This is a genomic window from Brevibacterium mcbrellneri ATCC 49030 (genome assembly GCF_000178455.1).
Taxonomy (GTDB): domain Bacteria; phylum Actinomycetota; class Actinomycetes; order Actinomycetales; family Brevibacteriaceae; genus Brevibacterium; species Brevibacterium mcbrellneri.
Genome location: NZ_ADNU01000023.1, coordinates 11,180 through 24,636, shown reverse-complemented (window position 1 = coordinate 24,636; position 13,457 = coordinate 11,180). Strand labels below are relative to the sequence as shown.

Genomic DNA, 13,457 nt, shown 5'->3' with positions numbered 1-13,457 from the left:
CTACTTAAGGGATCTGAATGTCGAACATTTCACCGCATATGGTGTTGCGGCGTGCCACGGCCGCACAAAAGTACGGTGGTAAGTCGCAGTCGGTGAGTTGGTCCACGGTGGGCAGGATTTTCATCTTTGCCCGTCGTCATCGCGGTCGCATGGTGGCCTACGTTTTGCTTTCAGCTTTGGCCGCGCTGTTGGGTGTCATTACTCCAACTCTGTCTGGCCGGGTTGTCAATGCGATTACTGACGGTGGGCCGGTGTCCACGATTGTGTGGCTTGCGGTAGCGATGGGTGCGATTGCTCTTTTGGATGCCGCGCTGTCTTTGATCAACCGGTGGTTTTCGGCACAGGTGGGCGAAGGTCTCATTTTTGATTTGCGTACGGCTGTGTTCGATCACGTGCAGACCATGCCGGTGGCGTTTTTCAACCGCACACGCACTGGGGCGTTGATTTCACGCTTGAGTACCGACGTCATGGGAGCTCAGCGCGCGTTTGCGAACACGTTGCCGTCTGTTGCGTCGAATCTTGTGGCTCTTTTGCTCACGCTGGGTGTCATGTTTGCATATTCGTGGCAGGTCACGGTTTTGTCGCTGGTTCTGCTTCCTATTTATCTGTTGCCTGCACGGTTCTTGGCTTCGAAGTTGGCCACACTTCAGTTCGAGGCATCTGATCTCAACGCGGCGATGTCTACCCGAATGACTGAACGTTTTAACGCTGGTGGCGCCACGTTGGTGAAGCTTTTTGGTTCGCCTGATCGTGAGTCTGCCCAGTTTGCGCAACGTGCCGATCGTGTCCGCGCAATTGGGGTTCGGACTGCCATGTTGCAGACCACATTCGTGACGGCTCTGACTTTGGTGTCGGCTTTAGCTCTTGCGCTGGTGTACGGCTTGGGAGGTTTCGAAGCCGTGCAGGGTCAGCTCAACGCGGGCATGGTGGTCACCTTGGCAATGCTTCTCACCCGCCTTTATGCACCGTTGACCATGCTTGCGAACGCGCGGATGGACTTTGTGAGCGCTGTTGTGAGCTTTGAGCGAATCTTTGAGATTTTAGACCTCAAGCCCATCATCACTGAGCCTGCTCACCCGCATGCCTTGCCACGGGGTGCGCTGTCAGTGGAGTTTGATGACGTACGCTTCACGTACCCCACATCTGCGGAGGTGTCGCTTGCGTCTTTAGAGGACGTGGCTGCGTTGGATACGCGGGAGTCCGCCGAGGTGTTGCACGGCATTTCGTTCACGGTGCCTGCCGGGTCAACAGTTGCGCTCGTGGGTTCGTCTGGGGCGGGTAAGTCGACGATTGCGTCTTTGGTTCCGCGTTTGTACGACCCTACTTCGGGGTGTGTGCGTTTGGGCGGTATTGATGCCCGTGACCTTGCGTTTGCGGATCTCAAGGCAGGCGTTGGCATGGTGACACAGGATGGGCATTTGTTTCACGATTCGATTCGCGAAAACCTATTGCTTGCTAAGCCGAATGCCACAGATGAGGAAATCCAGTCCGCCTTGCACCGTGCCCGCATGGACCGTGTTGTCGAAGCTTTGCCTGACGGGGTTGACACGGTGATTGGGGAACGTGGGTATCGGCTCTCTGGAGGTGAACGGCAACGGTTGACGATTGCGCGTTTGCTCCTGGCGGCTCCTCCGATTGTGGTGTTGGACGAGGCGACGAGTGCTTTGGATTCCACGAACGAGGTGGCGGTACAGCAGGCGCTGAACGAAGCGATGACCGGCCGCACGGCTATTGTGATCGCTCACCGCTTGTCAACCGTGCGTTCGGCATCGCAGATCTTGGTGGTAGAAGGTGGGCACATCGTGGAGCGCGGTTCGCACTCCGAGTTGCTGTCTGCCGGTGGCCGGTATGCCGAACTGTACGAAACCCAGTTTGCGGACCAGGAAACTACGTGAAAGCTTCCTGCATCAGCCAGTAACGGCCCTCTAAGGTTGCGCTGCTTACGCTTTCTTGCCAGCTGCCCCGGGTTCACTAATCAGGCGACTCATGGGTCGCATTGCCACCGCAAAGAGTGGTCCGGCAATGAGACCAACAAGAAGGGCCAGCGCCCCTACATACATGGCGTTGGTGAGCCACATAACTGTGAGCATGTACATGATGACCGGTGGCCCCACCGCCACAAATAAGGCTGTGAGCGCCAACCATTTTGGGTTGCCAGGATTGCGTGCCGCCGGGTGCCCAGGATAGTTCGCGCGCACAAACCCAAAGATCAAGGCAAGGCCTGCTGCGATAGCCCCTACGACCAGCACCGAGGTGGTTAACCGGCTGAAGACGAACAGCAGACCGTCGTGCGTGACAGGGCGCAACGCCAGGGACACTGCCGAGGTGATGAGGGTTGAAACAGCAGTTGCCCCGGCTGCCGCGATGGCGGTCACGAATCTGGGTGTCATTTACAGTGCCAGTTGGGGCTTAACGACATCGGCCAGGCGCTGAGCCTGCTGTTGAGCGACTTCTTCGCTTTCGGCTTCTACCATGACGCGAATGACTGGCTCAGTCCCGGAAGCTCGAAGGAGAACTCGCCCAGTTGTTCCCAGTTCCTTTTCCACTGCTGTGACTTCAGCTGCGACCACAGGGTCAGCAGTGCGGCTCTTGTCAACGTCTTTCACATTGATGAGGACTTGAGGCAGGTTCGGGATTTCTGCTGCAAGGTCGGCAAGCGTCCGCTTTGACGTGGCCATGCGGTGCATGAGGTGGAGCGCTGTTTGGACTCCGTCGCCGGTAGAGCCGTGGTCAAGCATGAGGATGTGCCCGGACTGTTCGCCACCCAGGGAGTAACCGTCTGCTTTCATGCGTTCGAGAACGTACCGGTCCCCCACCGCGGTCTGTACCGTATCAATACCGTAGCGTTCCATGGCCAGGCGGAGGCCCAGGTTACTCATAACCGTAGTCACCAGAGTGTCGTGTGCGAGTGCACCGTCTTCTTTCAGCCCAATCGCCAGGATTCCCATGATCTGGTCACCGTTGACTTCGCGTCCACGCGCGTCCACGGCCAAGCACCTGTCGGCGTCCCCGTCGAATGCCACACCCAGGTCTGCGGATTGTTCGATGACGGCACGCTGGAGGTTGTCGATGTGGGTGGAGCCAACCCCGTCGTTGATGTTCAGCCCCGTTGGTTCTGCGGCAGTCACAATGACGTCGGCTCCTGCTTGACGCAGAGCCGCTGGGCCCACAACGGAGGCGGCTCCGTGGGCACAGTCAACCACAACAGTGAGTCCCTTAAGGGGTGTCACCTCTTCGCCCAACCCGGCGACCAAGTGTTCGGTAAATTCATCTGCGGCAGCCGGGTAGCGCTGGATGCGCCCAACGGCCTCGGCGGTGGGACGATCCCAGTTCACGTCAACGAGAGCGGTGATCTCATCTTCGATAGCGTCGTCAAGTTTGGTTCCCCCCGGACCAAAGAACTTGATGCCGTTGTCTGGCATGGGGTTGTGAGAAGCAGAAAGAACCACACCGAACTCAGCCCCCGTGGCTTTCACGGCATAAGCGACACCGGGCGTTGGGAGCACACCTGCGTCCCACACATCGACGCCCGTTGAAGCAATTCCCGCCGCTACTGCAGCTGACAGAAAATCTCCGCTGATTCGGGTGTCACGGCCAACGATCGCACGCGGGCGGTGGTTCACCGCCTGTTCTGGCTTGGCTAGCACCCGGCTCGCTGCAACCGATAATTGGAGAGCCAACCGTGCCGTGATGTCTCGGTTTGCGCGTCCGCGCACTCCATCGGTTCCAAACAGACGACCCATGAGTCTCACTTTCACATCTACGACAGTTTGCTCAAGTGCAGCTAGAGGCACTGACACCGTTAGTGCGCTTTACACCCAGCTTTTACACGTAAAGGAACTTTACCCAACCGATACCACTTTTGAAACAAAAGGCAGACGCCGCGGTGCCATAGTGAATACAAACACTCGCATGTCCGCGAGGCTAAAGAAAGAGGCACCATGAACAAGTTATACGTTTTTACATCACTGACAACACTCTTCGCAACAACATCGCTCGCGCTTTACTGCGCCGTGTTGTTCTTTCCGCAAGAACCGGCAAACCCTATTGTCAACGGCTTTGGTATTGGCCTTCTGGTTCTCATCCCAGGCGTCATCGCATGTGTTCCGTATCTTTTTCACCTCACGCACTCCCTCCACCGGTTGACGTGGGCTGGTAGTAGCCTGCTTGCGCTTGTAGCCGTGGGCTTGTTCACACTTATCATCGACGCTGAATCTGATTTGTGGGTGTTCTTCGTTGGTCAGGCTTTTGTCCTCGGTGGATATGCTTTGACACTTGCGCTTGAGCACCGTTCAGAACGTGAACGGCGCATTACCCTGACCGTCGTCCGCGTGCTGGGAGTCGTCGCTATTGTTCTACCCACCATTGGGGCGTTATCAATCTCGATGCCCGCGGGCTTCCAGATCTCTGCTTTCATCACACCCGTGTTGCTCATAGCGTGCGCAGCATGCTTTGGACTCAACGTGCGCATCAACGGTTTCCCTGTGGGCTATGCACTACCCGTGGTTATTGGGGTTATCGCGCTTCTGAGTTTGGCGGTCATTGAGAGTTTCATTGTTCTGGGAGTCTGGACGTTGGGAACAATGTGTCTGTCCGCAGGAATGGTTGCCCTGGCTATCGACAGCACACTCCCCCAGGCGGCACACAACGCAAACCCTGAGGAACCTCGGACCCCTAAACCCAAAACGCCGCAAACTACTGGTTCAACATCTGCCTAGCCAACCTGCCCAGTATGTCTGGTTTCAGAACATCGTTCACCTTTAGTGACACGAAACGGCGCAAAGCGAGCGAAACTACGCAATATTTTGCGTAGTTTCGCTCGCTTTGCGCCGTGTGGCCCCGGTATATACCGGGGCCACACGTGTGTAAGACGTAATTAACGCTTCGAGAACTGAGGTGCCTTACGTGCCTTCTTCAGACCAGCCTTCTTACGCTCAGGTACGCGAGCGTCACGGGTCAGGAATCCAGCCTTCTTCAGTTCTGGGCGGTTGTTTTCGCGGTCAATCTCGTTGAGCGAACGAGCAATTCCCAAACGAACAGCCCCAGCCTGACCGGAAGGTCCTCCACCCTGCAGGCGGACGAACACGTCAAAGCGTCCTTCCAGGTCCAGCAGGCGGAACGGTTCGTTGACCAGCTGCTGGTGGAGCTTGTTCGGGAAGTAGGTTGCAAGGTCGCGACCGTTGATGTTCCATTCACCGGAACCAGGAACCAAACGCACGCGAGCAATAGCCTGCTTACGACGTCCAACTCCAGCACCTGGAGCAGTGAGCGACTGCCCACGGCCACCAGTTGCAGCTTCGCCCTGGCCAGCAGGGGTTTCGGTCGAGTATTCAGTCAGTTCGACTTCTTCGTTGATGTTTTCAGCCATGATTCTCCTGTCAGTGCCTGGGGCGCTTACTGCGCAACCTGGCTGATTTCGTAGGTCTGCGGGTTGTGTGATGCGTGTGGGTGCTCAGGCCCCGCGTACACCTTCAACTTGCGCATTTGTTCACGGCCGAGGCGGTTCTTAGGAACCATACCTGCAACGGCTTTTTCAACTGCCAGAACAGGCTTGGTAGCCATCAGTTCTGCATAGTTCACGCTCTTGATTCCGCCAGGGTAGTTGGAGTGGCGGTATGCGCGCTTCTGTTCCAGCTTGGCACCGGTCAGAGCAACTTTTTCAGCATTGATGATGATCACGTAGTCGCCCGTGTCAACGTGAGGGGCAAATGTCACCTTGTGCTTGCCGCGAAGCAGACGAGCTGCCTGCGAAGCAAGTCGACCAAGTACGACGTCAGTGGCATCAATGACGTGCCACTGGCGCTCGATGTCGCCGGGCTTCGGAGTATAGGTACGCAAGTGTAGCCTTCTTTTCGTCTCTAGTTTGTGCGGCACCGCGCGTGTTCTCAAAGGTCGTGATCTTTAGAGACCGCCAGTGCAGTTCTGTCATGTTGTACGAAGAGCACCTTCGCCTCAACCTGCAACGCGACTAGAGGTTTTGTGGCATGTGCATTGACGTACGCAACGACTACCTAATCTAATGCATTCGACCCCTCCCAGGCAAATGCTTGGGAGGGGTCGAATGGTGGCTTCGCTCACGGGGTGGGTGGGGTCACCTTCGCCGAGGTGCCACTCACCTGTGTGCTGTTACTTGCGGCGGGCTCGGGTAAGTCCAACTGCTGTTGCACCAACGGCCAACAATGCGATTCCAGCGGCAATCATGCCAGCGGTTTCCGTACCGGTGCGAGGCAGTGGCTTGCCGTCACTGGCGTCCGTGTCCTTGCCCTTGTCGGAGCCTTCCTTGCCCTTGTCGGAACCGTCTTTGTCTTTACCTTTGTCGTCCTGTCCACCGTCGCCAGGCGTGGCTTCGTCGGAATCGTCGCCAGGCTTTTCTTCAGACACGAATCCCACCTTGGTTTCACGCAGGATTGGGAGTGGGTTGTTGTCCCACCACTTTGCGGCTGGGTCAGCGACCAGGGTGGTGTTGAACTCTTTCGCACCGTCGGTCTTGTCGGAGTTGCGCACCAGGCGGAACTTCACCTGCGTTTCGCCGGCCTTGACCTTGTCGACACGAACCGTGTTCTTGGTTCCTTCGATCACCTTGGAGTCTTCCCATTCCACGTCGTAGCCCTTTGGTGCTTCAACGGTAAAGAGAAGGTTTTCGGCTTCGACCTTCGAATCGATCTTGAGGTAGAAGTTGTTCTTGGTGGTGTCAGGTGTGTGAACTTCGGCAGTTGCGCTTCCGTTGCCGAGAATGTCGTGTGCAAAGTCTGCCTGGCGTTCCTTCTTGTCAGGCGATACTGGCGAGTTCTTCTCGAAGTACTTCTGCCAGATTTCAAAGTCGGTGAGACCCGACTGTTCGAACTTACCCTTTGCAAACGCGCCAAAGTTGTCACCACCGTTTGCCAAGAATGACAGGGTAGCTACGCGGTATTCCTTTGCAGGGTCAATGTCTTCTCCGTTGACCTTGACTGACTTCACACGCTTGGCTGGGTCTTTAGCGCTTGAGTCGTAGACAACGCTCAGTTCTTTTGAGATACCGAGGTGGAGGAATGGGCGCGACGCTTCAGCCGGCTGCCACTGCTGAGCGAAGAGTTCGATGACGTCTTCACCCTTCATGGTGACAACACCGTGGTCGTTAGCAAACGGAAGAACCTGGTTGAGTTCACCGTCGGTGACAACACCCTTGTCTTCCTTCAGCTTGCCTTCACCAAAGTAGTCGTCCATCTTCATGTCAGTACGGAGACCACCTGGGTTGGTGATACCGAAGTCAGCTTCTTCCAGGTTGGAGTACGTGACACCTTCCTTCAGCGCGTCTGCAACGAGGTTCCCCAGGGTGCTTTCTGCACCGCGGTCTTCTGACCCGTCTTCTTTGAATGCGCGCGTGATGTCTTCGGTGATTTCACCGGCTTTAACCGATCCAACTTCCTGCGCTTTAGCTTCTGCGTCGTCGATGATCTTCTTGACGTCTGCAGGAACGTTGCTTTCGGTTGCTTTACCCTTAACGTCAATCAGTTCGGAGGACTTGAGAGTCCAGTCGCCGTTTCCTTCTGAGGTAAGGCGCACGTCAGCAAGAGCGTTACCGTAGTTACCAGCCTGCACAACTGGACGTGTGCGGTCGGTTCCTGGAATCTTGGCCGTGAGGTTCATCTTGATGTGTGAGTGGCCAAAGAACATCGCGTCAATCGAAGGGTCAGCTTTTTCTACCAGGGAAGCGAATTCGTCGTTCGATCCGGTAGCTTCTTCAATACTTCCTGCAGAGGAAGGACCCGTGTGCGCTTCCAGGATCGTGATGTCAGGCTTTTCGTCTGATGCTTCAAGTTCTTTCGCTGCCTTGTTCACTGCCTTGACAGGGTCAATGAAGTCAATCCCCTTGATACCGCTTGGGGATACCAGAGTCTTGGTGTCCGTGGTGACAACACCAATGACTGCTACTTTCACACCGTTGACATCGTAAGTGGTGTACGCAGGGAACGCCGGTTCGTCGGTTCCCTTCTTCACAACGTTGGCACCCAGGTGCTCGAACTTGGTGTTGCGTGACTTGATGTCGTCGAATCCGCGGTCGAATTCGTGGTTACCTACGGCAGATGCGTCTAGTCCAAGTGCGTCGAGGTATTCAAGGGTGGGGTTGTCCTGTTGTGACGACGATGCGTAGGTGGATGCACCGATGTTGTCACCCGCGGACAAGAACGTGGAGTTTTCCTGACGGTTGTCAGTAACGGCGCCCGCAAGGTCGGCGCCAATGCCGGAGCCGATACGACCGTGGAAGTCTGTAATGTTCAGGATCTGGAATTCGGTGCCCTTGTCAGCTGTACCAAATGCTGGGAGCGTTCCAAGCGGCGACACGACAGCGAGTGCTGACACAGCCGCAAAAGCGCGGGTTGTTCGCTTCATAATGTCCTCGTCAAGGGAGTGAAATTAACAAATGCTCTCAATTTCTATCAGCGCAGCGTGAACTTGAGGTAAACCAGAGCAATAACTGAGTAAATTATGTGAGCCAGTTACAAAAGCGACTCACAGTTCCACGCCACCCCGCACTAATCAGCGTCTCTCCGCGCGCGGGTTTGCTGATTGCGCACAGCCCACTCACCCGGTTCGGGGTACCCCACGTCTTCCAAAACCAATCCGTGCGCTGGGAAGACAAACATCGGAAATTCGGAACCACCTCGGCCGGCTTCTTCACACATACCAGCCAACCTGCCCGGTCCCCACTTACCTTCACCCACTTTGACAAGCCCACCCACCAGGGCACGCACCATGTGGTGACAAAAGGCGTCGGCGCGTAAGAAAAATTCGATCACGCCACTTCCAACGCGCTCCACCCGGAGTTCTTCCAAAGTGCGGATTGTTGTCGAGCCTTCGCGCGGTTTACAGAAGGGCAAGAAGTCGCGTAGGCCGCACACCTGCTGGGCAGCGGCACTCATCGCAGCCACGTCCAACTCAGCCCGGTGCTCCACGGTAAAAGCCGCGGTCAACGGGTCGGTAAAAGCCTGGGGATCAGCCAACCGGTAGGTGTATGAACGCCACAGAGCAGAAAATCGAGCATCAAAATCAGCATGAACAGCCGTCACATCGTGAATCACAATGTCACTGGCGTCCTGACGGGCAAGCACACCTCGCAACCGGGACGTCAAGCCTCGCGCCGGTGTTCGTTGCTCGGCCCGCGCCCGAGGTTGCCCCACCAGCCGCGGAAAATCGGTGTGCGGAATGTCCACGTGAACGACCTGCCTGCGCGCGTGCACGCCGGCGTCCGTACGGCCTGCAACCGTCACGCGAACGGGGGCGCTGAGGATTCGGGCGAGCGCGGTTTCGAGTTCCCCTTGCACGGTCCGCAGATGCGGTTGAAGCGCCCACCCGTGAAAGTGGGTGCCCACGTACCCCAAGTCGATCCGGAAACGCTGGTGCGGATGATCCAGTTGGCCTGATTCTTCTGTATTGGAAGCCGTCACTTAGCCGAACACGCTTCCTGGCCGGTAGCCTGTTCCTTTTTCGCGTTCTGGCACTCGGAGCGTGTTGGGTACGTTGTCGGAAAAATCGTTGGGGGTGTATGCGATGTGGGCGAACTTCCGATACACACCCGTCAGTGGGCGGGATACCCACGAGGAACGCATCGTCGAATACTGCGTTACCACCATGTTGTAGTAGCGCACGGCGGCTGACAGACGGTGTTCGACCATGAGGAGGTGTTCGTAGAGGTCGTGGAGTTGGATCCGGCATGTTTCGTCGGCGTCCGTGACCTCGCCTGGCACGCGGGCAGCGTGCGCTAGCGCGTCAATGGCCGAGGTGAGCTGATCTTCCGCTGGCCCAACACTGGCCGTTGTGTCGCCGGGGGTGGCTGATTCTTCCGTACCTACCGACACGGCTTGGGTAAGGGCAGCCGAGAGTTCGCGCCCTGCTTCGTCGCATTGTTCGACTGAGGCACTAACTACACCGTTACGTTTACCGTCATTGTCCCGGCATGAGCGTGCGAGGCTCACAAACCCTGGCACGAGCGCGTGTCGCTGTTCACGTTGCACATTCACTTGGCGCAGCGCTTCTAAACACAGGTCGCGGGCAAGTGATAGCTGATTGTTCCGGACAACCAGACCAATCGCAATAACAGCAACAATGACCAGGACAATCAGAAGAATTGCCAAAGCCCACGTCACTGTCTGCTCCTTTAGTTCAACGACACTTTCAGCGGATATCAACGACTTCGACTCAGCATCAAGTGCTTCGTCCACTCATCGAATTAGTTACCCACCAGTTAAGTTTACCGTTTAGTTAGCCAGTGTTCGCACTGACACCGTTTTCATGTTACTTCACTGGGGTCTAATGCTGGTGTGAGAGTTGCGATTATTGCTGAGTCCTTCTTACCCCAGACCAACGGCGTGGTCCACACGGTTGTCCGAGTCCTTGAACACTTAGCGGAACGTGGTGACGACGTCATCGTGATCGCTCCTGGAACTCGCCACGACTCCCCCACAGAACTTTCGGGCGCTCGAATTATTCGAGTGCCCTCTTTTGCGATGCCCAGATATCGCAAGGTTCGTGTTGCCCCCGGCGGTGTCCCTCGTATCCGTCGCATTTTGGCCGACTACGACCCCGACGTTGTCCACCTGGCCTCCCCGTTCGTCCTTGGGTGGCGCGGCGTGCTCGCGGCACAGGACCTGGGCATCCCCTCGGTTGCTGTCTACCAGACTGAAGTGCCCGCTTACGCCGCACGCTACGGTCTACGCGGAGTGGAAAACCTCATGTGGAACCACGTGCGCAACATCCACCAGCATGCATCCCTGACTCTTGCTCCATCGTCATTCACCATCGACCAGCTGCACAGCCACGGGGTGGCTGATGTGCGTCTGTGGGCCCGAGGTGTTGACTCCACCCGCTTTGACCCCAGCCACCGTTCGGAAGAGTGGCGGGCGCGCATGTCCCCTGAGGGCAAGAAGATCGTTGGTTTTGTGGGGCGCCTGGCGGTTGAGAAGCAGGTCGAGGACTTGGTTCGGCTGGGCAACATCCCTAACGTTCAGTTGGTCATCGTGGGTGAAGGACCGCAGCGCGCTCGCTTGCAACAGCTTCTACCTAACGCTGTTTTCACCGGCTTCTTGGGTGGGGACGCTTTGGCGCAGGCGGTTGCCAGCTTTGATGTCATGGTGTCCCCCGGCGAGTTTGAAACGTTCTGCCAGACCATCCAGGAGGCAATGGCAAGTGCCGTGCCTGTGGTTGCTCCCGCCCGAGGTGGCCCATTGGACCTGGTCGACCACTCCCGCACCGGGTGGCTGTACACACCTGGGGACCTCGCTGCTATGGAAGACCATGTTCGTGACCTGGTGGGCGACGACGCTAAGCGCGTAGCGTTCGGTGAAGCGGCCCGCAAGGTGGTTTTGGGGCGCACATGGAAGAGCGTGTGCTCGCAGCTCGTAGGTCACTACGCGGCGGCGATCGACTCTCCTGCGCCTCAGGTGATTGGCCGCTCGCTCATCGGGGCTCCTCGGTGGGCGCAGGACCGAGTCAGCTAATCCAGAATCCCGCGGGCTTCGAGCGCACGCCCGGTGTCTTGGGCGTATTTAACAGCACCTAGCATCACCGGCACGGTGCGTGCGCGAATGTCGTTTTCTAACCCGCGTGCACTGGCAGCATCCTTTGCTGTGTCAGCCAGGTCCGCCAAGTAGGAAACGCTACGCACCGCAATCGCCGCCGCAAGTGCTGGCACTTGTGGGCGGACACCTACGAACTTCAACGGTTTCACCAGCATGTTGAAAAGGTCCAACAAAACTGACAAGGGCGTGGACAGCATGAAGATCTGCGCGCCCACCACACATGTGATCATCACCGTGATGATGCGCGCGGCGTTCCACCAGTCGCTCAAGAACACGTGAAACGCCACCAACAGCACAAAGATCAGCCACATGCGTCGAATGGGTCCCAGAATCTGTCCCAAACCCATTTTGGCTGTTAACCCAATGATCACCAGCGCCACGATGAGGCCAGCGTTCACAAAGGGATTACGGGCAAGCATCACCACCAGCGTCAGCACCGTCAGTGACGCGAACTTTAGGCCCACAGGAGTCGCGTGCAACCACCCACGGCGGGGCGAGCACACACCCAAAAACTGCTGCCGACGCCTCATGCGACACTCGCTCGGTACTCGGCAACGACCTCGGCCGGGGCGCCCTTGCCACACACCTGGCCGCCGTCGATAAACACGCACTCATGCCCGTCCAAAGCGAAGTCCAGGTCGTGAGTCGAAAACACCACCTGAACCCCGCGCCGGTCCACCAGTTCACGCAGAGTGCGCCGCAACAGAAGCGTGTTCTTCAAGTCCAGGAGCGTCGCCGGCTCATCGAGCACCAAAACCTCAGGGTCTACCGCCAGCACAGTTGCCAAGGCGACCAACTGGCGTTGCCCGCCAGACAGTTCGTAGACGGAACGGCTGGCCAGGTCCTCCACTCCCAGTTCGGTGAGCATGGCCATGGCCGCCGGTTTGCGTTCAGCCTTGGGCAGGTGGCGCAGGGACAACTGCACGTCTTCGACCACCGTGGGCATGACCAGCTGGGCCGCGGGGTCGCTGAAGACGAACCCCACGCGCTTGCGTACGTCCTTGAGGTTTTGGGTGACGCTGAGTTCGCCTACGCGAACATCGCCCGAGGTGGGCGCCATCAGACCGTTGATCATCTGAAGGAACGTAGTTTTGCCCGATCCGTTGGGGCCAATGACTGACGTCATTGGCTGTGTCAGCGTGACCGAGGTGGTGTCCAGGAGGACCCTTTCGGGCCCTCCGACTTCGTCGATCGCAACGCGTGCGCCGTCGAAAGTGATCACCGGCGCACCAGCACGGTGGGGAATGCGCGGTGGATCATGAGCGCAATAGCACCGGCGAGGATGTTCTTCACCAAGTCACCTGGCCAGAACGGAATGTCTGCCAGGAAGGCCGCTCCAAGTGGCACTCCACCGTTGAGGTGAATGCCAAAGGCGCCGATTGGCCATACGATGAGGTAACGGGCAACCAGAGCCGCACCCACAAGAGCCAGCCACAGTTTCACACCGGTCAGTTTCTTCACTGAAATCTGAGCCAACAGACCAATGAGCCCGGCGAAGAACGGAAAGGATACCAGGTAGCCCGCACTGGGGCCGGCGAGAGCACCCAGACCTCCCGAGCCGCCAGCGAACACGGGCAACCCGATCAGGCCCAGCACGATGTACAGACCGGTTGCCGCGAACCCGCGCCACGCTCCCAAGACCATTCCGGTGATGGCGATCGTGAGGGTCTGCACCGTAATCGGAACACCGACTCCTCCAACAGGGATAGGTGGAATGAGTGCAGACACCCAAATGAGGGCAGCGAAAACGGCAATATATGCAACATCCATCCCTACGCTGCGCGGTTGTGGTGCGCGACGTGTTTCAGGCGCGGTGGAAGTAGACACGTAGTTCTCCTTGTACACAGGTTCACCCACCTTGGGTGAAATCTCACCTAGTGTAACTGAACAGTGTTCAGG

The 13,457-nt window shown here is 57.5% G+C and carries 13 protein-coding genes; 3 read left to right on the top strand and 10 right to left on the bottom strand.

Going from position 1 to position 13,457, the window contains the following annotated elements; all coding sequences use genetic code 11:
- The first annotated feature begins 17 nt into the window (after positions 1 to 17).
- The gene (locus HMPREF0183_RS04175; protein ID WP_005883120.1) at positions 18 to 1,895 is read left to right on the top strand and encodes an ABC transporter ATP-binding protein; all 1,878 of its coding nucleotides are present in this window, start codon (positions 18 to 20) and stop codon (positions 1,893 to 1,895) included.
- A 45-nt stretch (positions 1,896 to 1,940) separates the two neighbouring features.
- Here HMPREF0183_RS04175 and HMPREF0183_RS04170 read toward each other — a convergent pair whose 3' ends face one another.
- Together HMPREF0183_RS04170 and glmM are read right to left on the bottom strand one after the other, a co-directional pair.
- Entirely contained in the window at positions 1,941 to 2,375 is a 435-nt protein-coding gene (locus HMPREF0183_RS04170; protein WP_040348011.1) for a hypothetical protein, read from the bottom strand.
- 15 nt (positions 2,376 to 2,390) lie between these two features.
- Entirely contained in the window at positions 2,391 to 3,743 is a 1,353-nt protein-coding gene (glmM, locus tag HMPREF0183_RS04165) for a phosphoglucosamine mutase (protein ID WP_040348008.1), read from the bottom strand.
- Between the two features lie 198 nt (positions 3,744 to 3,941).
- Here glmM and HMPREF0183_RS04160 point away from each other — a divergent pair, with 198 nt between their 5' ends.
- Positions 3,942 to 4,718, top strand: coding sequence for a hypothetical protein (locus tag HMPREF0183_RS04160; RefSeq protein WP_005883114.1), 777 nt, complete (start codon positions 3,942 to 3,944; stop codon positions 4,716 to 4,718).
- 158 nt (positions 4,719 to 4,876) lie between these two features.
- On the opposite strand, the gene rpsI is transcribed toward HMPREF0183_RS04160, so the two are convergent.
- From rpsI to HMPREF0183_RS04135, 5 genes are all read right to left on the bottom strand, one after another.
- Complete coding sequence (gene rpsI / locus HMPREF0183_RS04155; RefSeq protein WP_005883112.1) at positions 4,877 to 5,368, bottom strand: 30S ribosomal protein S9; 492 nt, start codon at positions 5,366 to 5,368, stop codon at positions 4,877 to 4,879.
- Between the two features lie 26 nt (positions 5,369 to 5,394).
- Complete coding sequence (gene rplM / locus HMPREF0183_RS04150; protein WP_040348006.1) at positions 5,395 to 5,838, bottom strand: 50S ribosomal protein L13; 444 nt, start codon at positions 5,836 to 5,838, stop codon at positions 5,395 to 5,397.
- Positions 5,839 to 6,126: 288 nt separating this feature from the next.
- Positions 6,127 to 8,373, bottom strand: coding sequence for a bifunctional metallophosphatase/5'-nucleotidase (locus HMPREF0183_RS04145; RefSeq protein WP_005883108.1), 2,247 nt, complete (start codon positions 8,371 to 8,373; stop codon positions 6,127 to 6,129).
- A gap of 143 nt (positions 8,374 to 8,516) precedes the next feature.
- The gene (gene truA / locus HMPREF0183_RS04140; RefSeq protein WP_005883106.1) at positions 8,517 to 9,428 is read right to left on the bottom strand and encodes a tRNA pseudouridine(38-40) synthase TruA; all 912 of its coding nucleotides are present in this window, start codon (positions 9,426 to 9,428) and stop codon (positions 8,517 to 8,519) included.
- Entirely contained in the window at positions 9,429 to 10,127 is a 699-nt protein-coding gene (locus HMPREF0183_RS04135; protein WP_040348004.1) for a LemA family protein, read from the bottom strand.
- A gap of 174 nt (positions 10,128 to 10,301) precedes the next feature.
- Here HMPREF0183_RS04135 and HMPREF0183_RS04130 point away from each other — a divergent pair, with 174 nt between their 5' ends.
- Positions 10,302 to 11,477, top strand: coding sequence for a glycosyltransferase family 4 protein (locus tag HMPREF0183_RS04130; protein WP_005883102.1), 1,176 nt, complete (start codon positions 10,302 to 10,304; stop codon positions 11,475 to 11,477).
- Here HMPREF0183_RS04130 and HMPREF0183_RS04125 read toward each other — a convergent pair.
- Genes HMPREF0183_RS04125 through HMPREF0183_RS04115 form a run of 3 tightly spaced genes read right to left on the bottom strand, consistent with a single transcriptional unit; the run spans position 11,474 to position 13,385 of the window.
- Positions 11,474 to 12,088, bottom strand: coding sequence for an energy-coupling factor transporter transmembrane component T family protein (locus HMPREF0183_RS04125; RefSeq protein ID WP_005883100.1), 615 nt, complete (start codon positions 12,086 to 12,088; stop codon positions 11,474 to 11,476). The genes HMPREF0183_RS04130 and HMPREF0183_RS04125 overlap by 4 nt on opposite strands.
- Positions 12,085 to 12,780 (bottom strand): energy-coupling factor ABC transporter ATP-binding protein, encoded by a 696-nt coding sequence (locus tag HMPREF0183_RS04120; protein ID WP_005883098.1) that lies wholly within the window; start codon positions 12,778 to 12,780, stop codon positions 12,085 to 12,087. Before HMPREF0183_RS04120 ends, HMPREF0183_RS04125 begins: the two co-directional genes overlap by 4 nt.
- Positions 12,777 to 13,385 (bottom strand): biotin transporter BioY, encoded by a 609-nt coding sequence (locus HMPREF0183_RS04115; RefSeq protein ID WP_245527104.1) that lies wholly within the window; start codon positions 13,383 to 13,385, stop codon positions 12,777 to 12,779. Before HMPREF0183_RS04115 ends, HMPREF0183_RS04120 begins: the two co-directional genes overlap by 4 nt.
- Positions 13,386 to 13,457: the final 72 nt, after the last annotated feature.

What these genes read in the sequence shown, in the direction of transcription:
- HMPREF0183_RS04175 (WP_005883120.1), top strand. Translation starts at nt 18, where the DNA reads ATGTCGAACATTTCACCGCATATGGTGTTGCGGCGTGCCACGGCCGCA.
- glmM (WP_040348008.1), bottom strand. Translation starts at nt 3,743, where the DNA reads ATGGGTCGTCTGTTTGGAACCGATGGAGTGCGCGGACGCGCAAACCGA.
- HMPREF0183_RS04160 (WP_005883114.1), top strand. Translation starts at nt 3,942, where the DNA reads ATGAACAAGTTATACGTTTTTACATCACTGACAACACTCTTCGCAACA.
- rpsI (WP_005883112.1), bottom strand. Translation starts at nt 5,368, where the DNA reads ATGGCTGAAAACATCAACGAAGAAGTCGAACTGACTGAATACTCGACC.
- HMPREF0183_RS04145 (WP_005883108.1), bottom strand. Translation starts at nt 8,373, where the DNA reads ATGAAGCGAACAACCCGCGCTTTTGCGGCTGTGTCAGCACTCGCTGTC.
- HMPREF0183_RS04125 (WP_005883100.1), bottom strand. Translation starts at nt 12,088, where the DNA reads ATGAGGCGTCGGCAGCAGTTTTTGGGTGTGTGCTCGCCCCGCCGTGGG.